23 protein-coding genes are annotated in these 22,122 nt (G+C 60.2%); 11 read left to right on the forward strand and 12 right to left on the reverse strand.

Features of this window, described 5'->3' with window-relative positions; genetic code table 11:
• Positions 1 to 262 precede the first annotated feature (262 nt).
• From hisB to hisF, 5 genes are read left to right on the forward strand one after another with little or no spacing between them, the layout of a single operon-like run.
• A complete protein-coding gene (gene hisB / locus J3P76_RS01660) occupies positions 263 to 856 on the forward strand; it encodes an imidazoleglycerol-phosphate dehydratase HisB (RefSeq protein ID WP_024778052.1) in 594 nt (197 codons plus the stop codon).
• Positions 856 to 1,494: an imidazole glycerol phosphate synthase subunit HisH gene (gene hisH, locus J3P76_RS01665; RefSeq protein ID WP_434608276.1), complete on the forward strand. Its 639-nt coding sequence runs from the start codon at positions 856 to 858 to the stop codon at positions 1,492 to 1,494. The genes hisB and hisH overlap by 1 nt, the downstream gene beginning before the upstream one ends.
• Positions 1,494 to 1,748 (forward strand): DUF2164 domain-containing protein, encoded by a 255-nt coding sequence (locus tag J3P76_RS01670; RefSeq protein WP_030141479.1) that lies wholly within the window; start codon positions 1,494 to 1,496, stop codon positions 1,746 to 1,748. Before hisH ends, J3P76_RS01670 begins: the two co-directional genes overlap by 1 nt.
• Positions 1,749 to 1,790: 42 nt before the next feature.
• Positions 1,791 to 2,528: a 1-(5-phosphoribosyl)-5-[(5-phosphoribosylamino)methylideneamino]imidazole-4-carboxamide isomerase gene (gene hisA, locus J3P76_RS01675; RefSeq protein ID WP_434561136.1), complete on the forward strand. Its 738-nt coding sequence runs from the start codon at positions 1,791 to 1,793 to the stop codon at positions 2,526 to 2,528.
• 9 nt (positions 2,529 to 2,537) lie between these two features.
• On the forward strand, positions 2,538 to 3,308 hold the full coding sequence (gene hisF, locus J3P76_RS01680; RefSeq protein WP_420766339.1) for an imidazole glycerol phosphate synthase subunit HisF: 771 nt from the start codon (positions 2,538 to 2,540) through the stop codon (positions 3,306 to 3,308).
• Positions 3,309 to 3,338: 30 nt separating this feature from the next.
• On the opposite strand, the gene J3P76_RS01685 is transcribed toward hisF, so the two are convergent.
• On the reverse strand, positions 3,339 to 4,838 hold the full coding sequence (locus J3P76_RS01685) for a trypsin-like serine peptidase (protein ID WP_434608272.1): 1,500 nt from the start codon (positions 4,836 to 4,838) through the stop codon (positions 3,339 to 3,341).
• Between the two features lie 212 nt (positions 4,839 to 5,050).
• Between J3P76_RS01685 and J3P76_RS01690 the strand changes: the two genes are divergently transcribed.
• Positions 5,051 to 5,806: a substrate-binding periplasmic protein gene (locus J3P76_RS01690; protein ID WP_420766337.1), complete on the forward strand. Its 756-nt coding sequence runs from the start codon at positions 5,051 to 5,053 to the stop codon at positions 5,804 to 5,806.
• Positions 5,807 to 5,946: 140 nt separating this feature from the next.
• Here J3P76_RS01690 and J3P76_RS01695 read toward each other — a convergent pair whose 3' ends face one another.
• The 4 genes from J3P76_RS01695 to gpmI form a co-directional block, all read right to left on the reverse strand.
• Positions 5,947 to 6,726 (reverse strand): divergent polysaccharide deacetylase family protein, encoded by a 780-nt coding sequence (locus J3P76_RS01695; protein WP_434608269.1) that lies wholly within the window; start codon positions 6,724 to 6,726, stop codon positions 5,947 to 5,949.
• Between the two features lies 1 nt (position 6,727).
• Complete coding sequence (locus J3P76_RS01700; protein ID WP_420766335.1) at positions 6,728 to 8,044, reverse strand: S41 family peptidase; 1,317 nt, start codon at positions 8,042 to 8,044, stop codon at positions 6,728 to 6,730.
• Positions 8,045 to 8,076: 32 nt separating this feature from the next.
• Positions 8,077 to 9,369 (reverse strand): murein hydrolase activator EnvC family protein, encoded by a 1,293-nt coding sequence (locus tag J3P76_RS01705; RefSeq protein ID WP_434701443.1) that lies wholly within the window; start codon positions 9,367 to 9,369, stop codon positions 8,077 to 8,079.
• 272 nt (positions 9,370 to 9,641) lie between these two features.
• The gene (gene gpmI, locus J3P76_RS01710; RefSeq protein WP_434675750.1) at positions 9,642 to 11,171 is read right to left on the reverse strand and encodes a 2,3-bisphosphoglycerate-independent phosphoglycerate mutase; all 1,530 of its coding nucleotides are present in this window, start codon (positions 11,169 to 11,171) and stop codon (positions 9,642 to 9,644) included.
• 152 nt (positions 11,172 to 11,323) lie between these two features.
• On the opposite strand from gpmI, the gene J3P76_RS01715 reads away from it, so the two are divergent.
• The 3 genes from J3P76_RS01715 to secB are packed head-to-tail and all read left to right on the forward strand — an operon-like array spanning position 11,324 to position 12,514.
• Positions 11,324 to 11,737 carry a rhodanese-like domain-containing protein gene (locus tag J3P76_RS01715; RefSeq protein ID WP_420766332.1) on the forward strand — a complete coding sequence of 138 codons (414 nt, stop codon included), beginning with the start codon at positions 11,324 to 11,326 and terminating at the stop codon, positions 11,735 to 11,737.
• Between the two features lies 1 nt (position 11,738).
• Positions 11,739 to 11,993 (forward strand): glutaredoxin 3, encoded by a 255-nt coding sequence (gene grxC, locus J3P76_RS01720; RefSeq protein ID WP_434608259.1) that lies wholly within the window; start codon positions 11,739 to 11,741, stop codon positions 11,991 to 11,993.
• A 38-nt stretch (positions 11,994 to 12,031) separates the two neighbouring features.
• Positions 12,032 to 12,514 carry a protein-export chaperone SecB gene (secB, locus tag J3P76_RS01725; protein ID WP_420766331.1) on the forward strand — a complete coding sequence of 161 codons (483 nt, stop codon included), beginning with the start codon at positions 12,032 to 12,034 and terminating at the stop codon, positions 12,512 to 12,514.
• 145 nt (positions 12,515 to 12,659) lie between these two features.
• On the opposite strand, the gene trmL is transcribed toward secB, so the two are convergent.
• Positions 12,660 to 13,115: a tRNA (uridine(34)/cytosine(34)/5-carboxymethylaminomethyluridine(34)-2'-O)-methyltransferase TrmL gene (gene trmL, locus J3P76_RS01730; RefSeq protein ID WP_420766330.1), complete on the reverse strand. Its 456-nt coding sequence runs from the start codon at positions 13,113 to 13,115 to the stop codon at positions 12,660 to 12,662.
• Here trmL and J3P76_RS01735 point away from each other — a divergent pair.
• Complete coding sequence (locus J3P76_RS01735) at positions 13,114 to 13,554, forward strand: hypothetical protein (protein ID WP_434608255.1); 441 nt, start codon at positions 13,114 to 13,116, stop codon at positions 13,552 to 13,554. The genes trmL and J3P76_RS01735 overlap by 2 nt on opposite strands.
• Positions 13,555 to 14,059: 505 nt before the next feature.
• On the opposite strand, the gene ntrC is transcribed toward J3P76_RS01735, so the two are convergent.
• The 6 genes from ntrC to glnA all read right to left on the reverse strand — a co-directional run bounded on the left by ntrC (position 14,060) and on the right by glnA (position 20,289).
• Positions 14,060 to 15,496 carry a nitrogen regulation protein NR(I) gene (ntrC, locus tag J3P76_RS01740; protein WP_420766328.1) on the reverse strand — a complete coding sequence of 479 codons (1,437 nt, stop codon included), beginning with the start codon at positions 15,494 to 15,496 and terminating at the stop codon, positions 14,060 to 14,062.
• The gene (gene glnL / locus J3P76_RS01745) at positions 15,493 to 16,578 is read right to left on the reverse strand and encodes a nitrogen regulation protein NR(II) (protein WP_420766327.1); all 1,086 of its coding nucleotides are present in this window, start codon (positions 16,576 to 16,578) and stop codon (positions 15,493 to 15,495) included. Before glnL ends, ntrC begins: the two co-directional genes overlap by 4 nt.
• 254 nt (positions 16,579 to 16,832) lie before the next feature.
• On the reverse strand, positions 16,833 to 17,459 hold the full coding sequence (locus J3P76_RS01750) for a DUF4124 domain-containing protein (protein WP_420766326.1): 627 nt from the start codon (positions 17,457 to 17,459) through the stop codon (positions 16,833 to 16,835).
• On the reverse strand, positions 17,456 to 17,971 hold the full coding sequence (locus J3P76_RS01755) for a DUF4124 domain-containing protein (RefSeq protein WP_434608252.1): 516 nt from the start codon (positions 17,969 to 17,971) through the stop codon (positions 17,456 to 17,458). Before J3P76_RS01755 ends, J3P76_RS01750 begins: the two co-directional genes overlap by 4 nt.
• A gap of 232 nt (positions 17,972 to 18,203) precedes the next feature.
• The gene (locus J3P76_RS01760) at positions 18,204 to 18,761 is read right to left on the reverse strand and encodes a chorismate mutase (protein WP_434608251.1); all 558 of its coding nucleotides are present in this window, start codon (positions 18,759 to 18,761) and stop codon (positions 18,204 to 18,206) included.
• Positions 18,762 to 18,882: 121 nt separating this feature from the next.
• Positions 18,883 to 20,289 (reverse strand): type I glutamate--ammonia ligase, encoded by a 1,407-nt coding sequence (gene glnA, locus J3P76_RS01765; RefSeq protein WP_014336114.1) that lies wholly within the window; start codon positions 20,287 to 20,289, stop codon positions 18,883 to 18,885.
• Between the two features lie 327 nt (positions 20,290 to 20,616).
• Here glnA and thiI point away from each other — a divergent pair, with 327 nt between their 5' ends.
• Positions 20,617 to 22,071 carry a tRNA uracil 4-sulfurtransferase ThiI gene (gene thiI / locus J3P76_RS01770; RefSeq protein WP_420766324.1) on the forward strand — a complete coding sequence of 485 codons (1,455 nt, stop codon included), beginning with the start codon at positions 20,617 to 20,619 and terminating at the stop codon, positions 22,069 to 22,071.
• Positions 22,072 to 22,122: the final 51 nt, after the last annotated feature.

Here is a 22,122-nt window from a genome sequence, read left to right on the forward strand (position 1 = left end):
CAGGTCAGGGCAGCCCTTGTGGGAGCGAGCTTGCTCGCGAAGGCGGTGTATCAGTCAACGGTAATGTCGACTGGCACACCGCTTTCGCGAGCAGGCTCGCTCCCACAGTTGTTTATGGGCATGGCTTAGACTTGTATGCACATGTCTATCGCCGACAGCCCGGTTTTCAACCCGTCAGTGATGTCACCTCTTTTGTTTCTGTTTGCCGCTCGCGCCCCTATAATGGCTGCCTTTTTCGCCCAATGATTTTGCGGAGCTGGTGATGGCCGAACGTAAGGCGTCTGTCGAGCGCGACACTCTGGAAACCCAGATCAAAGCCTCGATCAACCTGGATGGCACCGGAAAGGCCCGGTTTGATATCGGCGTGCCTTTTCTTGAGCACATGCTGGACCAGATCGCCCGTCACGGGCTGATCGACCTGGACATCGTCAGCAAGGGCGACCTGCATATCGACGACCACCACACGGTGGAAGACGTCGGTATCACCTTGGGCCAGGCCTTCACCCAGGCCATCGGCGACAAAAAAGGCATCCGTCGCTACGGCCATGCCTACGTGCCGCTCGATGAAGCGCTGTCGCGCGTGGTCATCGACTTCTCCGGCCGCCCTGGCCTGCAAATGCATGTGCCGTACACCCGTGCCACCGTCGGCGGCTTCGACGTTGACCTGTTCCAGGAATTCTTCCAGGGCTTCGTCAACCACGCCAACGTGACCCTGCACATCGACAACCTGCGCGGGCACAACACCCATCACCAGATCGAAACCGTGTTCAAGGCCTTTGGCCGCGCGCTGCGCATGGCGGTGGAGCTCGATGACCGCATGGCCGGCCAGATGCCTTCCACCAAGGGCGTGCTGTAATGCAGACGGTCGCGGTTATCGATTACGGCATGGGCAACCTGCACTCGGTGGCCAAGGCCCTCGAGCACGTGGGCGCCGGCAAGGTGCTGATCACCAGCGAAGCCGATGTGATTCGCGAAGCCGACCGCGTGGTGTTCCCCGGTGTCGGCGCGATTCGTGATTGCATGGCCGAGATTCGTCGCCTGGGCTTCGACAAGCTGGTGCACGAAGTCAGCCAGGATCGGCCGTTCCTCGGCATCTGCGTGGGCATGCAGGCTTTGCTCGATCGCAGCGAAGAGAACGATGGCGTCGATTGCATTTCGCTGTTCCCCGGCCAGGTAAAGTTTTTCGGCAAGGGCCTGCATGAGGATGGCGAACATCTGAAAGTCCCGCACATGGGCTGGAACGAAGTGAAGCAGGCGGTCGATCATCCCCTGTGGCACAACATCCCGGACCTGGCGCGCTTCTACTTCGTGCACAGCTACTACATCGCCGCCGGCAACGCGCGGCAGGTGGTGGGCAGCGGTCACTATGGCGTCGATTTCGCCGCGGCCCTGGCCGATGGTTCGCGCTTCGCCGTGCAGTTCCATCCGGAGAAGAGCCATACCCATGGCCTGCAGCTATTGCAGAACTTCGCCGCATGGGACGGACGCTGGTAATGGCACGCAAGAAACCGCCGATCCTCACCCTCACGCCTGAGCAGGAAAGTGAAGCGAACCGCAAGATCCAGCGGTTCATGGAGGAACGTTTCGAGCTGGACCTGGGCTCGTTCGAAGCGGCGGAAATTCTTGACCTGTTTACCCGCGAAATTGCTCCGCACTATTACAACAGGGCGATTTTCGATGTGCAGGCGCACCTTAAAGAAAGGTTCGAAAGCATTGAAAGCGACTTGTGGGCGCTCGAGAAAAACTGATTCCCGAGCCAAGCTGAATACTCGTATTTAAGGGTTTGCCAGATGCTGATTATCCCCGCTATCGATCTCAAGGACGGCGCTTGCGTACGTCTGCGCCAGGGCCGCATGGAAGACTCCACGGTGTTTTCCGATGACCCGGTGAGCATGGCCGCCAAGTGGGTGGAGGGCGGCTGCCGTCGCCTGCATCTGGTTGACCTGAACGGTGCTTTCGAAGGCCAGCCGGTCAATGGCGAAGTGGTCACGGCCATCGCCAAGCGCTATCCGAACCTGCCGATCCAGATCGGTGGCGGCATCCGCTCGCTGGAAACTATCGAGCACTACGTCAAAGCTGGCGTGAGCTACGTGATCATCGGCACCAAGGCCGTGAAAGACCCGGCTTTCGTCGCTGAAGCCTGTCGCGCGTTCCCTGGCAAAATCATCGTTGGCCTGGATGCCAAAGACGGTTTCGTCGCCACCGATGGCTGGGCTGAAATCAGCTCCGTGCAGGTCATCGATCTGGCCAAGCAGTTTGAAGCCGACGGCGTGTCCTCGATCGTTTATACCGACATCGCCAAAGACGGCATGATGCAGGGCTGCAACGTACCGTTCACCGCTGCGCTGGCCGCTGCCACCAAGATCCCGGTGATCGCTTCCGGTGGCATCCATAATCTGGGTGACATCAAGTCGCTGCTCGACGCCAAGGCACCGGGCATCATCGGCGCAATCACCGGGCGTGCGATCTATGAGGGCACCCTCGACGTCGCTGAAGCGCAAGCTTTCTGCGATTCCTACAAAGGCTGAGGACTGACCATGGCGCTGGCCAAACGCATCATCCCTTGCCTGGACGTGGACAACGGCCGGGTGGTCAAGGGCGTCAAATTCGAGAACATCCGTGACGCCGGCGACCCGGTGGAAATTGCTCGCCGCTACGACGAGCAGGGTGCCGATGAGATTACCTTCCTCGACATCACGGCCAGTGTCGATGGCCGCGATACCACACTGCATACCGTCGAGCGCATGGCCAGCCAGGTGTTCATCCCGCTGACCGTGGGCGGCGGCGTGCGCTCCGTTCAGGACATCCGCAACCTGCTCAATGCCGGGGCGGACAAGGTGTCGATCAATACCGCCGCGGTGTTCAACCCCGAATTTGTCGGTGAAGCAGCGCAGCACTTCGGCTCGCAGTGCATCGTCGTGGCCATCGACGCGAAGAAGGTTTCCGCCCCCGGCGAAACCCCGCGCTGGGAAATCTTCACCCATGGTGGGCGCAAACCCACGGGGCTGGACGCTGTTGAATGGGCAAAGAAAATGGAAGCCCTGGGCGCCGGTGAGATCCTGCTGACCAGCATGGACCAGGACGGCATGAAAAACGGCTTCGACCTGGGCGTCACCCGCGCCATCAGCGATGCACTGGGCATTCCAGTCATCGCTTCCGGCGGTGTCGGCAACCTGCAGCACTTGGCTGACGGCATTCTCGAAGGTCACGCCAGTGCGGTATTGGCGGCGAGTATCTTCCACTTCGGCGAGTACACCGTGCCGGAGGCCAAAGCTTATATGGCGCAGCGCGGTATCTGCATTCGATAGGTTTCTTCATCGAAAACAGCCCGGTGCCTGTCAGAGTGTCGGGCTGGTCTCCTGCCGGCTTGTGGCAGGACTTAGCAAGTCTTCCCTGGGCTTGGATTCCTGATTCATTTTGTCGTAAGCGATGCTGCAGAATTTCTGCGGCAGTTCTTCGTTTTCGAACAAATAACCTCTCTGGTCATAGGGTTCGTACTCTTGCGCTTCAGTGCAGTCTGTCGTTTCCGGCGGGCCGAACTTGATGGCGTAGGTATGGTATTGATCCTCGGATTGTTCCAGTGCGACTCCGATGCCCGCGTAGATCGACAGATTTGGCTGGGCTGTCGGAGCGCCGTCCAGGATTTCTACCGGCAGCGAAAGGGTAGTGAGTGGCTCTGCCGGTCCCGAGGAGTCAACACCAATAATGCATAGGAAATAGACGCCTGGCTGAGTGCCGATATCAGTGTCTATAAACGCGTCGACCGAGCTGATTGGATCGCTATAGTTTTGGCCGTTTTCGCAGTGCTTTGCGGTACGAACTGTCTTGTGGCGATAAAAGGCAGTGCTGATCTTGAAGCGGTAGTTCCAAGTCGGGATTGCTATGGTCCCGTCAGGCTGTTTTACAAGACGCTGATACCGCGCCGGGCTGTTTTTTTCCAGGTCAACGGAAAATGACGGGTAAAGCGCGCAAGATGCCGTCACGTCCTTGACCAGATGGCCTTGCACGAAGCACCCGTTGAGAAAAGCCGTTGAAGTTCCATAGTGGTTGTCGGGGATTGGTTTATAGCCACTGTTGGTGCGCATACAAGGCACATACCATTCGCATGGGGTGAAGCCCTCGGGTGTGGCACTGGTGTTCAGCACACCGACAATCTCGTTGGTGTAACGATCAAGGATGGGGCCTCCTTCACTGCCTCCCGCCAGATCCGAGCATTGATTCATTATGTTGTTTCGCCAGACAAACTGACCTTTGATGACCTCGTCGGCAGATTGCAGTGTGCACGCGGCCATGCGCAGTGTGTTCTTTGGAAAACCCAACGAGGCTCCTACCGTCAACACATCGGTTCCATCAGTCGGCTGTCCCTGGGCCAATTTCAATGGTTTTATACCGGCCCTGATGAGTTCCTGAAGGCTGACGTTCAGCTCGATGATAGAAAGATTGGTGCCATGCATACTCCGCCATGCCACTTTTTTTACCGGGTAGATCTGGAATAACAAGGTGTCAGCGAAGTAACTGAAATAGATGTGGCCGCTTATGGGGGTGTCCGTCATGTTGCTTTCGTCGATTTGCCTCGTACAGAAACCCGTGGTGACCACATAGGCGGGCGTTGGTCCGGCCACAGTGGAATCCTGAGTATCGAGCAGTGTGGCGGTGCAATAACTGTCGGTATACAGCCGACCGATGCCTCGCCAATGGTCATATTTGCCATCCGCATTTTCCAAGACCCTGGACGCTGCGAAGTTTTGCAGGCCATCGCCATAGTCCTTGCTGTGAGCAATACCTTGCAAAGCCGACACGCACAGCACGGCCATTAAGGGAAATAAGATCGATCTCATAAAACGCTGCCTCTGATTAAATGAATAGAAACCGGTCAGGCCGGTGTTTCAATTAACCAGAGCGCGCCTGTTGGCTGGTGGTAACTAATTACCTCACCCTTGAAGGCTGGAACCTCTAGCCTGAAAGGTTGAGCCGGCGGCAAGTAACGACCGTAGACATGATTGCGGCCCTGAGGCACTCTTGGCTCGCCATGGATCTTCGGTAGTCAGACATGTTCAGACGTTTGGTTTTCTTTCTTGCCGGCACCGTGCTGTTGTTCATCAACGGGGCGCAGGCTCAAGAACATCGCGATGTCGGCGTGGTATTGCTGACGGAAAATTTCCCGCCATACAACATGGCCAAGAACGGCAAGAACTTCGCCCAGGACGAAAACATCCATGGCATCGCCGTGGACATCGTGCGCGAGATCTTCAAGCGCGCCGACATTACTTACAGCCTGACATTGCGCTTTCCTTGGGAACGAATCTACAAGCTCGCCCTGGAGAAACCCGGCTACGGGGTGTTCGTCACGGCGCGGTTGCCGGAGCGCGAGAAACTCTTCAAATGGGTCGGCCCTATCGGCCCGGACGACTGGGTCATGCTAGCCAAGGCAGACAGCAAAATTGCCCTAGACTCGCTTGAGCAGGCGCGTGAATACAAGATTGGCGCCTACAAGGGCGACGCTATTGCCGAGACATTGGCCAAGCAAGGACTCAAGCCTGTCGTCGTGTTGCGCGATCAGGACAACGCCAGGAAGCTGATCAGCGGCCAGATCGATCTGTGGGCCACCGGAGACCCGGCCGGGCGTTACCTGGCGCGGCAGGAAGGAGTTAGCGATCTCAAGACCGTGCTGCGATTCAACAGTGCCGAGCTGTACCTGGCGTTGAACAAGGACGTGCCGGACGATGTGGTTGCCCGACTCCAAGCGGCCCTGGACGAACTGCGCAAGGACGGTACGGTGGACGCGATCATGGCGCGGTATCTCTAAGCACTTCACCCGCCGCGCGGCCGCCATCGCGAGCAGGCTCGCTCCCACAATGGTTCTGCATCGGGCACAAGGTTTGTGTTCACCGCAGATCCCCTGTGGGAGCGAACTTGCTCGCGATGGCGGCGACGCGGTTACCGTCGCTACCGATAAACCCCATCTTTCCCATGCCCGGCCATTGCTCGGTTGCTGCGCAGGCTGATCATCGATTTTATGTCGATCCATTCGATGCCCTGAGCCTTGAGCTTGGGTAGTTCGCGTTCGAGTACCGCCAGGGTCTGTGGGTAGGGGTGGCCGATCATCACGGCCGAGCCCTGCCGGCGGGCCAGGTCGATGGCGGTCTGGAGCTGATGGGCGATGGCTGCTTCGGTGCGCTCGTCATCCAGGAACACATCCCGCGACACGCTGGCGAGGCCGATTTTCTGGGCCTCGGCGCCGGCGACCGTCTGGGCGCTGGTGCGGCTGTCGACGAAAAACTTGTGCCGCTGTTGCAGGTTCGCCATCAACCACGCCATGGCCCTGGGTTGGGCGGTCATGCGGCTACCCATGTGGTTGTTGACGCCGCTGGTATAGGGCACTGCGGCAAACGCGGCGTCCAGGCGCTTGCCCAGTTCTTCGACAGGCAGTTCCGGATGCCAGGCGAACGGCCCGTTGGCCGGGTCCATGGGCATGTGGAGCATGACCAGTTTGCCGGCGCGATGGGCTTCGCGGGCAAGTTCGGCGGCATGGGGTGTGTCGGGCATGATCGCAGCGGTGACGGGCCCAGGGAGGGCCAGTACCCGGAGATCCCGAGGCAGGTTTTGCCCCAGGTCGTCGATAATCAGGCTCAGGTACGCCTTATGCGGCGAAGAAGGTGTAGCGGGCGCCGCGTTAACGGCTCCCGCCAGCAGGCACAGCAGGACGAAGGTAAACCGCCGGAACATCTCAGCGGCCGGAAGTGATGTTCAACCCCTTGAGCAAGCTCAAGGCCTGGGCCAACTGATAGTCGTCGTCCTGCGGCATTGGCTTGGCCTTGGCACCGGAACCGGTCGGCTTGTCGGCGCCGCCGTTGCCATTGCCCAAGTGACCTTGCAGGTCGGCTTCCTTGAAGTATTCGCTGTCCGCTTCGCTGGTGATCTTGGCCTTGCGCACTTCGATGTCCGGAACGATGCCCTGGGCCTGGATGGAGCGGCCGTTAGGGGTGAAGTACAGCGCGGTGGTGATCTTCAACGCTCGATCGTTGTTCAGCGGCAACACGGTCTGCACCGAGCCCTTGCCAAAACTGGTGGTGCCCATGACCACGCCGCGTTTCTGGTCCTGCAGGGCGCCGGCGACGATTTCCGAGGCCGAGGCACTGCCGCCGTTGATCAGCACCACCAATGGCACGGCTTCGCTCAGGTCGTTGCCAGTGGCCGAGAAGCGCAGCTCGGAATTGGCAATGCGCCCCTTGGTGTAGACGATCAGGCCCTTGGTGATGAAGTGATCCACCACCTCGACGGCCGATTGCAGGACGCCGCCGGGGTTGTTGCGCAGGTCCAGAACCAGCCCGTTGAGCTTCTTGCCGTTGTCCTTGCGCAACTTGGCCAGGGCCTTGGCGACTTCTTCGCCGGTCTTGACTTGGAACTGCGTGATGCGGATGTAGCCGTAGCCCGACTCCAACAACTGGCTCTTCACGCTCCTGACCTGGATGACCGCTCGCGTGAGGGTCACGTCGAATGGCGTGCCGCCGTCGCGCACCAGCGTCAGGGTGATTTTCTGGCCGATCTTGCCGCGCATCTTGTCTACGGCTTCGGTCATGCTCTGGCCGCGTGTCGGCTGGCCGTTGATCTTGACGATGAAGTCACCGGCCTGGATGCCGGCCTTGGAAGCGGGCGTATCGTCGATTGGCGAGACGACTTTGACGAAGCCGTCTTCGCTGCCGACTTCGATACCCAGGCCGCCGAACTCGCCACTGGTGCTTTCCTGCAACTCGGCAAAATCCTCCGGCCCCAGGTAGGCCGAGTGCGGGTCAAGGTTGCTGAGCATGCCTTTGATGGCGTTTTCCAGCAGCTGTTTGTCATCCACGGGCTCGACGTAGGCAGCCTTGATCCGGTCCATGACCTCGGCGAAGGTGCGCAGTTCGTCCAGCGGCAGCGGAGCCTTGGTGGTCGCGGCGGTGGCGGCGGGTGCCGACGGGGCCGGTTCGGCGGCGAAGGCCAGGGGCGCGCCGATCACGAGGGCGATCGTCAGGGCCAGCGAGGTGAGGCGGGACAAATGCAGCATGTCGAACGAACTCCTTAATAGGATGGGCGCGCTTATCCTTGCGCACGACACCATTGGGCCGGGTCGCTGGGGCGACCCTGCTGACGAATAGCGAAATACAGTGCTGGCGTATCCTGCCCGCCACTGTTGCCGACCGTGGAGATGGACTCGCCGGCCTTGACCACATCGCCCGCCGCCTTGAGCAGCGTCTGGTTGTGGCCGTACAGGCTCAAGTAACCGTTGCCGTGGTCGAGAATCACCAACAGGCCGGCGCCGCGCAGCCAATCGGCAAACACCACGCGCCCGCCATGCACGGCGTGCACCTGGCTGCCGGCGGAGGCGCTGATCATCACGCCGTCCCACTTGGTGCGGGTATCGTCGCCGCGGGTTTCACCGAAGCGCGCAAGCAATCGACCATTGACCGGCCATGGAAGTTTTCCCCGGGCCGAACCAAAAGCACCGCCGAAGGTTTCTCCACCGCTGGAAACCAGCGTGCCGGGGCTCGATTTTGCAGGTTTGCGCGGCGCGTCGCCGGCGTCCGCGTCGGCCTGGGCTTCACGTAAACGCTTTTTTTCGGCTTCCTGCTGGGCGATCAGCGCTTTCTGGCGCGCTTCTTCAGCCTCTCGGGCCTGGCGGGCCAGTGTTTCCTCGATCGTCTTCAAGACGTTGGCCAGTTCGGCCTGGTCTTGCTCGCGGGCCTTGAGCTTGCTGTCGCGGGCTTTCACGTCGTCATTGAGTTTGGCCAGGGCAACCTGGCGCTCCTTGCGGACTTTCTCGAGTTCTTCGCGCTGGGTGTCGAGACTGCTTTTCTGGACCAGCAATTGGGCTTGCTGCAACTCGATGTCTTTTTCGACATTGGCCAGTTGGCGCAGGGTTTCGTTGAAATTTTTGAGCTGTTCCAGGCGTGCCTGGCTCAGGTAGTCGTAATAAGTGAGGGTGCGGGCGAATTTCTCGGGATTCTGCTGGTTGAGGAGCAGCTTGAGGTATTCCTGGCGACCGTTCTGGTAGGCCGCTCGGGCCTGGATCGCGATCAGCTTTTGCTGTTCAGTGCGCGCGCTCTGGAGTTTTTTTTTCTCTCCATCGAGCCGTTGCAGCTCGGATTCGCTTTTCTTCAGCTCTTTCTGCAGGGCCTCGACCTGCTTCTCCAGCTTGCCCATCTCGGTCTCGGTGCCGCGCAAGTCTTTCTGCACACTGGATTTTTCTTCCTGCAGCTTGCCCAGCAGTTTCTTCAGCTCGGCGATGTCCTGGCGCGTGGCTTCCAACTGCTGTTGGGTTTGCGCGCGCTCGTCGGCGAAGGCCGGTTGGAGCAGGCAGGTCAGGACAAGGGCTATCAGGACGCGGAGCATAGAGGCGGGTGGCACCAGGGAAAGGGACGGCCTAGTATGCCCGCCCCACGCTGCAAAAAAAACGCCCATTTAGGGCTGTGTGATAACTGGCCCGAAAAACACCAAACCCCAATGTGGGAGCGAGCTTGCTGTGGCGAGGGAGCTTGCTCCCGCTGGGCTGCGAAGCAGCCCCTCGACAGTAGATCAGGCCAGAAGCCTTTGCGATGGCTGCGCCATCGAGCGGGAGCAAGCTCCCTCGCCACACAAGCTGTGCTCAAACCTGCGACGTTTCGTCAGACCAGGATCGAAGTCCCGGTCATCTCCGCCGGTTTCTCCATGCCCAGCAACATCAGCATGGTCGGTGCCACGTCAGCCAGCACGCCGCCGTCGCGGACCTTGAAGTCGCGCTTGCCGACATAAATGAACGGCACCGGCTCGGTGGTGTGGGCGGTGTGGGCCTGGCCGGTGGACTCATCGGACATTTGCTCGACATTGCCATGGTCCGCCGTGATCAGGGCTTCGCCGCCTACTTTTTCCAAGGCGTCGACGATGCGACCCACGCAGGTGTCCAAGCATTCAACGGCCTTGACCGCCGCCTCGAACACGCCGCTATGGCCCACCATGTCGCCGTTGGCGTAGTTGACCACGATTACGTCGTAGCGCTGGTTCTCGATGGCATCGACGATGCGGTCGGTCACTTCCGGCGCGCTCATTTCCGGCTGCAGGTCATAGGTGGCGACTTTCGGCGAGGGGATCAGGATGCGTTCTTCGCCCGGGAAGGGTTCTTCACGGCCACCGGAGAAGAAGAACGTCACGTGGGCGTACTTTTCGGTTTCGGCGATGCGCAGCTGGGTCTTGCCGTTTTTCGCCAAGTAGTCGCCCAGCACGTTGTCCAGGCTGCCGGCGGCAAAGGCGGATGGCGCGGGAATGCTGGCGGCGTATTGAGTCAGCATCACGAAGCCGGCCAGTTTCGGCTGGCGGGCGCGGTCGAATTCCTTGAAATCATCTTCGACAAATACGCGGGTCAGTTCGCGGGCACGGTCGGCACGGAAGTTCATGAACACCACGGCGTCGCCGTCTTCGACTTTTACCGGCTCGCCGAGGGTGGTGGCCTTGACGAATTCGTCGCTTTCGCCGCGTTCATAAGCCGCTTGCAGACCCTCTTGCGCGGTGGCGGCATGGAATTCGGCATTGCCGTCGACGATCAGGTTGTAGGCCTGGGCGACGCGGTCCCAGCGATTGTCACGGTCCATGGCGAAATAACGGCCGATCAGGCTGGCGATCCGGCCCTTGCCCAACGCCTTGAAGGTGTCGTCCAGTACTTTGATCGACGACTCGGCGCTCTTGGGCGGCGTGTCGCGGCCATCGAGGAAGGCGTGCAGGTAGATGTTCTGGGCGCCGCGCTTGGCAGCGAGTTCGGCCATGGCGACCAGGTGGTCCTGGTGGCTGTGCACGCCGCCGTCCGACAGCAGGCCCATGAAGTGCACGGCCTTGCCAGCGGCCACGGCTTTGTCCACGGCGGCGCAGATGGTGGGGTTTTCGAAGAAATCGCCGTCGCGGATCGACTTGGTCACGCGGGTAAAGTCCTGGTAAACCACGCGGCCCGCGCCGAGGTTCATGTGGCCGACCTCGGAGTTGCCCATCTGCCCGTCCGGCAGGCCGACGTCCATGCCGCTGCCGGAGATCAAGCCGTTCGGCACGGTGGCCCACAGGCGATCGAGCACAGGCTTCCTGGCCGCGTATACGGCGTTGGATTCGTGGCTGTCACTGTGACCGAAGCCGTCCAGAATCATCAGGACCAAAGGTTTAGGCGTGGTAGTCATGGAATCCACTCGTGGCTGGTTAAAAGAAGACGATGGAAAAGGGACGGGCAGTTTAAAGGTAAGTTCCGGTGCCGTCACCGCCGGGCGGGGTTTGGCCGGCCTTGCGTGCTGTGTATACTGGCCGACATTTTAACGCCCTGGAACCTCCTTCGATGGTTGCTCACCTGATTGAATTTGCCACTAACCACTACATTCTCGTCGGTATCTTCGTCGTACTGCTGGCTTTGCTGGTTGCCCACACGATGCAGGGCGGCGGTCGCAGCCTGAGCACTGGCGAGCTGACCGCGCTGGTCAACAAGGACGCCGGCGTCGTGGTCGATATTCGTCCGAGCAAGGACTACGCCGCCGGTCACATTGTCGGCGCGCTGAACATCCCTCAGGACAAACTGGTCGCACGCGTAGGCGAACTGGAAAAGCACAAGGCCAAGACGGTGATCCTGGTCGACGCCCAAGGCCAGCAGGCCGGGACCCTCGCCCGCGAACTGATGAAGTCCGGCTTCACCGCCGCCAAACTGTCCGGTGGCGTTGCAAGCTGGAAAGCCGACAATCTGCCCCTGGTGAAGTGACATGCCCCACGTTGTTGTCTATTCCAGCGATTACTGCCCCTACTGCTCCCGAGCCAAGCACTTGCTCCAAAGCAAAGGCGTGGCTTTCGAAGAGATCAAGGTCGACGGCAAGCCGCAACTGCGCGCCGAAATGACCCAGAAGGCCCGGCGTACTTCCGTGCCGCAGATCTGGATCGGCGGCACTCACGTGGGCGGTTGCGATGACCTGTATGCCTTGGAGCGCGCCGGCAAGCTTGACGCGCTGCTCAAGGCTTGAATTCCTTATCAATAGAACTGAAGTAAGAAGGATCTGCGATGACTGACCAACAGAACACTGCTGCCACTGAAGAAGAAGCCGCACCGCAATTCTCCTTGCAGCGCATCTATGTCCGTGACCTGTCCTTCGAGGCCCCGAAAAGCCCGGCGATCTTTCGTCAGCAGTGGGAGCCGAGCGTGGCCCTGGACCTGAACACCCGTCAGAAAGCCCTGGAAGAAGATTTCCACGAAGTGGTGCTGACCCTGTCCGTGACCGTGAAAAACGGTGACGAAGTGGCGTTCATTGCCGAAGTCCAGCAAGCCGGTATCTTCCTGATCAAGAACCTCGACGCCGCTTCGATGAGCCACACCCTGGGCGCCTTCTGCCCGAACATCCTGTTCCCTTACGCTCGCGAAACCCTGGACAGCCTGGTGACCCGCGGTTCGTTCCCGGCCCTGATGCTGGCTCCGGTGAACTTCGATGCTCTGTACGCACAAGAGCTGCAGCGCATGCAAGAGGAAGGCGGCGCGACCGTTCAGTAATCCGTTCCATAGCCAGGCACAAAACCTGTGGGAGCGAGCCTGCTCGCGAAAGCGGTATGTCAGTCAGCAGTGAGTTGACTGATACACCGCTATCGCGAGCAGGCTCGCTCCCACAGGGGTTTCTGGCCCGGGATTGTCAATCTTGTTACCGGAAGCCGTTCTGCCGCCACGCCTCGTAAACCGCCACTGCCACGGTGTTGGACAGGTTCAGGCTGCGGCAGCCTTCGCGCATCGGCAGGCGCAGGCGCTGTTCCGCCGGCAGGGCGTCGAGCACATCGGCCGGCAGGCCGCGACTTTCGGGGCCGAACAGAAACGCATCACCGGCGACGAAACTGGCGTCATGAAACGGCCGTGAACCCTTGGTGGTGAACGCGAACAGACGTGGGTGCCCCAGGCTTTCCAGGCAACTGGCGAGGTCGGCGTGCCGCTGCAAAGTGGCATACTCGTGATAATCGAGGCCCGCGCGGCGCAGGCGCTTGTCGTCCATCTCGAAGCCCAGTGGTTCGATCAAATGCAGGTGGCAGCCGCTGTTGGCGCACAGCCTGATGACGTTGCCGGTATTGGGCGGTATTTCCGGTTGAAAAAGGATGACGTGAAACATGCACGGCTCCGCAGATAAAGATGAGCGGCATTCTACGCCGCAAACCGACCGACGTTCGAAGCTATTGCCTCGGGTGCTGGGCTCGCTGGCGATCTTCGGCATGATGGTCGGGCTAATGATCGGCCGTCTGACCACGCCTGACCCCAGTGCGCTGCAACAGATCGAGGCGGGCGATGGCGTGTTGGTAGCCTGGTTCAACAATGAACCCAAGCTCCACGGGGAAATCGTCGACGGCTCCGTGGCACTGTTGTTCCAGGCCGAAGGTCGACCGCAGAAGGGCCAGCTCAAGCTCAACGGCAAGGACGTGAATTGGCGGGTGCGGTTGAGTGACAAGGGGCTGTTGCTGACGCTGGTGGCGGCGCGTCCGTTGCGAGGGGAATGGGCCGGCAGCGAAGTCGATGACCGCTGGCGGCTGGAGATCCGTCTCCAAGAGCAATAAAAGAGGGAATCCCCGGCCTGCCTGTACCAAGGTTCCCAAAACGGGAGGGCTCGCGCTTGGCGCAGAGCCCTGGGTGTAAAGAAGGGAAACCTTGACCTGCCTGTATCAAGGCCCCCAAAACAGCGGGCTCGAGAGCCCGGTATAAAAGAGGGGAATCCCCGGCCTGCCTGTACCAAGGTCCCCAAAACTGGGTAGTGACCTAGCTATTGCAGGGGGCGTGCCAGTTTTAAACGGCTTGTCACGAAAACACTGCTGTGAATGAGCAAAGCCCCGTATTCCGGGGCTTTGGCTTTTGTGTGGGCTGGTTTTCCTAGCATGGTCCACCGGCTTTTGGCTTGTTACAGTGGGGCAATTGCAGCCCGCAGTGCATTGAAGCGGTGCACAAAACCTTTAAAAGCATCGCGAGCAGGCTGCTCCCACAGTAGCTCTGTGTCGTTCCCAAAACCTGTGGGAGCGAGCCTGCTCGCGATTGGGCCTTCAAATTCAGTGAAGGATCAAAGGCTGATCAACCCTCATCTCCCTCATCATCATCCCCACCATCGACCTTCATCCCCAATTCCTTGATCTTGCGGGTCAAGGTATTGCGGCCCCAGCCCAGCAGCACGGCGGCGTCGCGGCGGCGGCCGGCGGTGTGCTTGAGGGCGGTCTCGATCATGATGCGTTCGAAGCTCGGCACGGCGCTGTCCAGCAGGCTCGATTGGCCGCGGGCCAACGCCTGGTCGGCCCACTGGCGCAGGGCCTGTTCCCAATTGGTCACCGGCGCCGAATCTTGTGGCAGGCTCAACAGCTCGGGTGGCAGGTCGCTGATATGCACTTCGCGCCCCGAAGCCATTACCGTGATCCAGCGGCAAGTGTTCTCCAATTGGCGCACGTTGCCGGGCCATGGCAGGTTCTTGAGGTATTCCTCGGTTTCGCTCTTGAGCAGCTTGGGCTCCACGGCCAGTTCCTGAGCGGCACGGCCAAGGAAATGCCGGGCCAGGGTCGGGATGTCTTCGCGGCGGTCGGCCAGGCGCGGTATGTGGATGCGGATCACGTTCAGGCGATGGAACAAGTCTTCCCGGAATTTACCGGCGTGGACCAGGGTTTCCAGGTTCTGGTGGGTCGCGGCGATGATCCGCACATCCACTTTGACCGGCGTATGGCCGCCCACGCGATAGAACTCACCGTCCGCCAATACCCGAAGCAGGCGGGTCTGGGTGTCGGCCGGCATGTCGCCGATTTCGTCAAGGAACAAGGTGCCGCCATCGGCCTGTTCGAAGCGTCCGCGTCGAAGGTTGGCCGCGCCGGTAAACGCACCTTTTTCATGGCCGAACAGCTCGGATTCCATCAGATCCTTGGGAATCGCCGCCATGTTCAAAGCAATGAATGGCGACGCCGCCCGGGGACTGTGACGGTGGAGGGCATGGGCAACCAATTCCTTGCCAGTGCCCGACTCGCCGTTGATCAGCACGGTGATGTTGGAATGGCTCAGGCGGCCGATGGCGCGAAACACTTCCTGCATCGCCGGCGCTTCGCCGATGATTTCCGGGGTGCGGGCCAGGGCTGGCACTTCTTCCAGGCCTTGTTGTTCCTGGGCATGCTGGTTGGCGCGCTTGACCAGGGACACGGCTTCGTCGACGTCGAACGGCTTGGGCAGGTATTCGAACGCACCGCCCTGGTAGGACGCGACAGCGCTGTCCAGGTCCGAATGAGCGGTCATTATGATCACCGGCAAGCGCGGATGCTGCTCGCGGATCCTGGCCAGCAGGTCCAGGCCACTGGCGCCGGGCATGCGGATGTCGGAGATGATGACGTCCGGCTGCTGACGGGCCAGGCGGCTCATCACCCCATCGGCGCTGTCGAAGCTCTGGGTGGTCATGCCTTCCTGTTGCAAGGCTTTTTCCAGGACCCAGCGGATAGAACGGTCGTCATCGACGATCCACACGGTTTCACTACGGCTCATGTCGATGTGGCTCCTTGTTCCAGTGGCAGGAAGATCGAGAAAGTGGTGTGGCCAGGGTGGCTTTCACATTCGATCAAGCCCTGATGCTGACTGATGATGTTCTGGGTGATGGACAGCCCCAGCCCGGTACCGTCCGGGCGGCCGCTGACCATGGGAAAGAAGATGGTTTCCTGCAGCTCGGCAGGGATCCCCGGGCCGTTGTCGATGATTTCGATCTTGGTCACCAGGCGATGACGCACATGGCCGATGGTGAACTGGCGCATGGCGCGGGTGCGAAGGCTGATGCGGCCCAGGCGCAGCTCGTTCTGGCTGCTGATGGCCTGCATGGCGTTGCGCACGATGTTCAGCACGGCCTGGATCATCTGCTCGCGGTCGATCAGGACGTCGGGAATGCTCGGGTCGTAGTCGCGCACCAACGTGATGCAGCCCTGGCTTTCCGCTTCGACCAGGCTGCTGACGCGCTCCAGCACTTCGTGGACGTTGCACATCGCCAGGGACGGAAGCTTGTTCGAGCCGAGCATGCGGTCCACCAGGTTCCGCAGGCGGTCGGCTTCTTCGATGATGACGTTGGTGTAGTCCTTGAGGCTTTCTTCCGGCAGCTCACGGGCGAGCAACTGCGCCGCGCCACGTATGCCGCCAAGCGGATTCTTGATCTCGTGGGCGAGGCCGCGCACCAGCATCTTGCTGGTTTCCTGCTTGGACAATTGCGCCTCTTCCTTGGTGATGCGCAGCAGGCGATCACGGGGATGGACTTCGAGCAACAGGAGGGTGGCGTGGTTGTTCAGGATAGGCGTTACCGCGTAGTCGACGGTCAGGGTCTGGCCGGTCAGGGCGGTAAGCATGGCTTCGCGCTTGGTGAATGGGTGGGCCTGCTCGACGGCCTGGCGCAGGGAGTTGAGCGCTTCGGCGGATTCAGTAAACAGTTCGCTGATGAACTGCCCATGGCTGCGCTGGCCACTGACAGCCAAGAGCATCTCCGCCGCCGGGTTCATGTACTCAAGGCGCAGTTCGGCGTCGAGCAGGATGGTCGCGGTGGTGAGATTGTCGAGCAGCAAGCGGTGTAGTGCGTCGCTAATGGTCATCAGGACCTCTTTTAAAGCGTAGCAATTGGAGGCAAGCCCTCAAATTGCGCGCGCGATTAATGCGCTGATACCAGGAAAATGCAAAAACCAAACCAAGGCTCCGAAAAGAAGCGTTTAAAGCCTCAATCAGCCTTTGTGCGCTCGTTTACGCGGCGTTCTGCCAGCGCTTTCGGGTAGTTTCGAACCAAAATGGGTTGGTATCTGGGTAGGGCGTGCGGAGCCCGCACCAATATGGTGCTCCATCTCCAGGGGCATTAGAAGAACGGCAGGATGCTGCTTTCTTCTTCCTTGGGCTTGTCGGCGAGCGGGCATTCGGGACGTTGGCCGTAATCGGCCTTTGTACAAGGTTTGACGCGGCGCTTCTGTGCCAGGGACATGCGCTGCATGTGGAAGGGTTGGTTGGCGGTGCGTTCGACGATACGGTCTTGCTCATCGAGGATTTCAACCGCCAGTTGATGGCTGCCACGGTCGATATTCTTCAACGCGAATACCGGGCTGGGCCCTGCGGCGCCGGTGGGTTTGCCATCCAGCAGCAGGCGGTAGCGATGGCCTTTCTGCAGGCCGGGTTCGCTGGTGGCGGTGACGATCAGCTCCCCGGCGGTGCTGCGTATCGTGGCGTCCGGTTCGGGAATCAGCAGCCGGAGCATCTCGTAACGAAACAATGGTTCGGGTCGCGGTTCCTCCGGTGGCGCCGTTGAGGTTGTACCCGGGGGCGGCGCCTGCATCCGGTTGCCCGGTGATAGCTGCAGTTTCTTGGCATTGCCGGGGCGGGGCTGGTCGGTGAAGACACGATTGCCCTGGGCGTCGATGTAGGTATAGACCTGCGCCAGGCCCGGCGATGCGCTCAACAGCAGGGCTGCGGCGAGTAACCAGCGGCTCAAGGAACGTGTACCCGCTGCACGGTGAAGGTGACGGTTTCGCTCTGCTGCACCAGGCGCTCGCCGTCGATGACCTGGACTGCGAGGCTGTGCTCGCCGCGATCGATGTTCATCAATTGCAGCCGTGGCACATTGCTAGGCTGGCCATAGGGCTGGCCGTCCAGCAGCAACCTGAACAGATGGGGGCTTTGCAGGCGCGGTTGTGTCCGAACGCCGACGGTGAAGGTGCCATTGTTGGCGCGCAGGGCCTCATCGGTTGGAATGTCGGTCAGTTCCAGCAGGTCGTAGGCGTTGCGCGGCGCGTCGTTGTTTTGCGCAGGTGCGGGCGTTTCCGGGGTGGTCGGAGCCTGGGTTTCAACGCTGTTGAGCGGCGGCAACTCCACCGCCTGGGCCGGCACGCCGTCGGGCGGCTGGTTGCTGTAGGCGGTGTTGCCGTTGGCGTCGGTGTATTTGTAGATCTGCGCGGCGGCGGGCAGCGTCAGCAGCAATAAAAGGAGAATTGAACCGCGACCCATGGAGGATTGACCGTAAAACAAAAGTGATGGGTAGCAGCATAGGCCAGGGTGGGCGGTTGGCCAAAGAAGTTGCATCAACCTTTGTGGGTTGTGGTGTGCCTGGTTTTTGGCCGACGCAAATCCAGCGTGGGAGCGAGCCTGCTCGCGAAAGCGGCGTGTCAGACGCCGCGATGCTGAGGCTGCCGGCCCATTCGCGAGCAGGCTCGCTCCCACAGGGTTTTGGAAATATTTCTCAGGATTTCGGGGAGATACACAGTCCGCCGGTTGCCCGGATCAGGGCCAGCCGGTGCACCGGGTGCTGTTTGTTGTGGTGGGTGGCCTGGGCCAGCCATTGCGGGCACTGTGGATCGGTGCGGTAGGGCGCGAAGTCGGCCAGTTGTTGCAGCAGGCGTTTTTGCAGGCGGTCGAGTTTAGGGCGGATCTCGCCTACCAGGTCCGGGCGCGGCAGGTCTGGCGCCTTGCCGTCCAGGGCCCAGTCGGACAAGTTGATGTATTGGACCAGTTTGTTGGCTTCTATCTGGGCGGCGAAAAACGCCTCCACCGTCTCGCCGTTCAGCTTGTAGGTGGGCGCCTGGGCCACGGCGGCGGCAATGACTTCGCGCTCGCGCGGACGGTCCTCTACGGGTTTGCCACTGTCCCATTTGCTCAATGCCACTTGATCTGCGATCAGCAGGCGTTCGCCGATGGCATTGAGCAACGGCGTCAGGGCGTCGGGGGCGTTGCTGGCCTCGGCTGTGGAACACAGCAGTGCGGCAGACAGGGCGAGGCAAATCTTCAAGCGGGAAGTCATTGGCGATCTCGTCTTGTAAGGGAAGCGGCGCACCATCATGCACGCATCCTGCGCCCATAAAAAAGGCCTCCCGAAGGAGGCCTCTCTTTAGTTCACGCCGTGCGTGGCGGCGCTTACTGGATCAGCAGCTGTAGTACAGCTCGTATTCCAGTGGGTGTACGAAGGTGCGAACCTTGATTTCTTCTTCGCTTTTCAGTGCGATGTAAGCGTCGATGAAGTCATCGCTGAATACGCCGCCCTTGGTCAGGAACGCACGGCCCTTGTCCAGCTCTTCCAGGGCTTCTTTCAGGCTGCCACAAACCTGTGGGATTTCCTTGGCCTCTTCAGGCGGCAGGTCATACAGGTTTTTGTCAGCGGCATCGCCAGGGTGGATCTTGTTCTGGATACCGTCCAGGCCGGCCATCATCAGTGCAGCGAAGGCCAGGTATGGGTTGGCAGCCGGATCCGGGAAGCGCGCTTCGATACGGCGGGCTTTTGGGCTGTTAACGTAAGGGATACGGATCGAGGCGGAACGGTTGCGAGCCGAGTAGGCCAGCATGACCGGGGCTTCGAAGCCTGGTACCAGACGCTTGTAGGAGTTGGTCGACGGGTTGGTGAAGCCGTTCAGGGCCTTACCGTGCTTGATGATGCCACCGATGAAGTACAGGGCAGTGTCCGACAGACCGGCATAACCTTCGCCAGCGAAGGTGTTCTTGCCGTCCTTGGAGATCGACATGTGCACGTGCATGCCCGAACCGTTGTCGCCGTACAGAGGCTTCGGCATGAAGGTCGCGGTGCGGCCGTAGGCGTCGGCAACGTTGTGTACGCAGTACTTCAGGGTCTGGACTTCGTCAGCCTTCTTCACCAGTGTGTTGAATTTCACACCGATTTCGTTCTGGCCGGCAGTTGCCACTTCGTGGTGGTGAACTTCGACGGTCTGGCCCATTTCTTCCAGTGCGTTGCACATGGAGGTACGGATTTCGTGGTCGAAGTCGAACGGTGGAACCGGGAAGTAGCCGCCTTTGATACCTGGACGGTGGCCTTTGTTGCCGCCTTCCACGTCCTGGTCGGACATCCACGAACCTTGTTCGGAGAAGATCTTGAACATGGAGCCGGAGATATCGGACTTGAACTTGACCGAGTCAAAGATGAAGAACTCAGGCTCTGGACCGAAGAAAGCGGTGTCGCCGATACCGGTGGACTTCAGGTATTCCTCGGCGCGGTGGGCAATGGCGCGTGGGTCGCGGTCATAACCTTGCATGGTCGAAGGTTCGATGATGTCGCAGACCAGGATCAGGGTCGGCTCTTCGGTGAACGGGTCCAGGACGGCGGTTTCGTCGTCCGGCATCAGGATCATGTCGGAGGCTTCGATGCCTTTCCAGCCGGAGATGGAAGAACCGTCGAACATCTTGCCGATTTCGAAGAATTCGTCGTCCAGCGCATCACGGGCCGGCATGGTCACGTGATGTTGAGTGCCTTTGGTGTCAGTGAAGCGCAGATCAATCCACTTGACGTCATGATCTTTGATGAGTTGAACCGACTTCGACATATGTCCTCCGGGTGGCTTCGGGCGGGTAGTGGAGTGCCCTTAGATATGGGTGATGCCGGCGCGAATACTCTGCCAAGGCAACCTGCCTCACAAGGGAGCAAATTGCATGCCAGTGCCCCACCATGGGTTTTTTGCACCAAATCCACGCTTTTACAGGCGCAAATCAAAGATTGTCAGACAATAACGCACTGCAATGTGGCGCCGTCAATCGATAATGACCCGTTTTGGTGCATGAAAAACCATCTGCACATAAACTGGTTAAACCTTGAGCAATTTCCGCTATAATCCGCGCCCCCTTTTTCGGCTGGCCGTTCGCGCGCTGTTTTCATGAAACTAATCGTAAAAGTCTTCCCCGAGATCACCATCAAGAGCCGCCCGGTACGGATGCGTTTCATCCGCCAGTTGGCCAAGAACATCCGTGCCGTGCTCCGTGACCTGGACCCGGCCGTGGTGGTGAACGGTGTGTGGGACAACCTCGAACTGGAAACCCGCGTCAGCGAACCCAAGCTGCTGAAGGAAATGACCGAGCGCCTGAGCTGCATGCCGGGCATCGCGCATTTCCTGCAAGTTGACGAGTACCCGCTGGGGGACTTCGACGATATCCTCGCCAAGTGCATGCTCCATTATGGTGATGCACTGGCCGGAAAGATCTTTTCGGTCCGCTGCAAGCGCGCCGGCAAGCACCCGTTCAGTTCCATGGACGTGGAACGTTATGTCGGCAGCCAGCTGCGCCGGCAGTGCGGCGCCGCCGGGATTTCGCTGAAAGATCCGCAGGTTGAAGTGCGCATCGAAATTCGCGACCAGCGGTTGTTCGTGATCCACAGCCAGCACGACAGCATCGGCGGTTACCCGTTGGGGTCACTGGAGCAAACGCTGGTGCTGATGTCCGGTGGCTTCGATTCCACCGTCGCCGCTTACCAGATCATGCGTCGCGGCCTGATGAGCCATTTCTGCTTCTTCAACCTCGGCGGGCGCGCCCATGAGCTGGGCGTGATGGAAGTGGCGCACTTCATCTGGAAGAAGTACGGCAGCTCCCAGCGCGTGTTATTTGTGAGCGTGCCGTTCGAAGAAGTCCTGGGCGAGATTCTCGGCAAAGTCGATAACAGTCATATGGGCGTCATTTTGAAGCGTATGATGTTGCGTGCCGCGACGAGCATCGCCGACCGGCTGCACATCGACGCGCTGGTGACCGGCGAGGCGATTTCCCAGGTATCGAGCCAGACGCTGCCGAACCTGTCGGTAATCGACTGCGTGACCGAGAAACTCGTGCTGCGCCCGCTGATCGCCAGCCACAAGCAGGACATCATCGACACGGCGAACGAGATCGGCACCGCCGATTTCGCCCGGCACATGCCCGAGTACTGCGGGGTCATCTCGGTCAATCCGAAGACGGCGGCCAAGCGCGGGCGCGTGGAGCACGAAGAGAAAGAATTCGACATGGCGGTACTCGAGCGCGCGATCGAGAACGCCAGGCTGGTACCGATCGATCGGGTCATCGACGAATTGGGCCAGGACATCCAGATTGAAGAAGTCGGCGAAGCGCTGGCCGGTCAGATCATCATCGACATCCGTCACCCGGACGATGCTGAGGACGACCCGCTGAGCATCGCCGGCGTCGAGGTACAAACGATGCCGTTCTATGCAGTGAACGCGCGTTTCAAGGAACTGGACCCTACTCGCCAGTACCTGCTGTATTGCGACAAAGGCGTGATGAGTCGCCTGCATGCTCACCATTTGCTCAGTGAGGGGCATGCCAATGTGCGCGTTTATCGACCGAGCTAAGTGCCCGGGGCTGTTTGCCTGTGGCCTGCGTCACCGGCCCCCCGACGCCGC

The organism is Pseudomonas sp. D1-36 (assembly GCF_051132205.1).
Lineage (GTDB): Bacteria > Pseudomonadota > Gammaproteobacteria > Pseudomonadales > Pseudomonadaceae > Aquipseudomonas.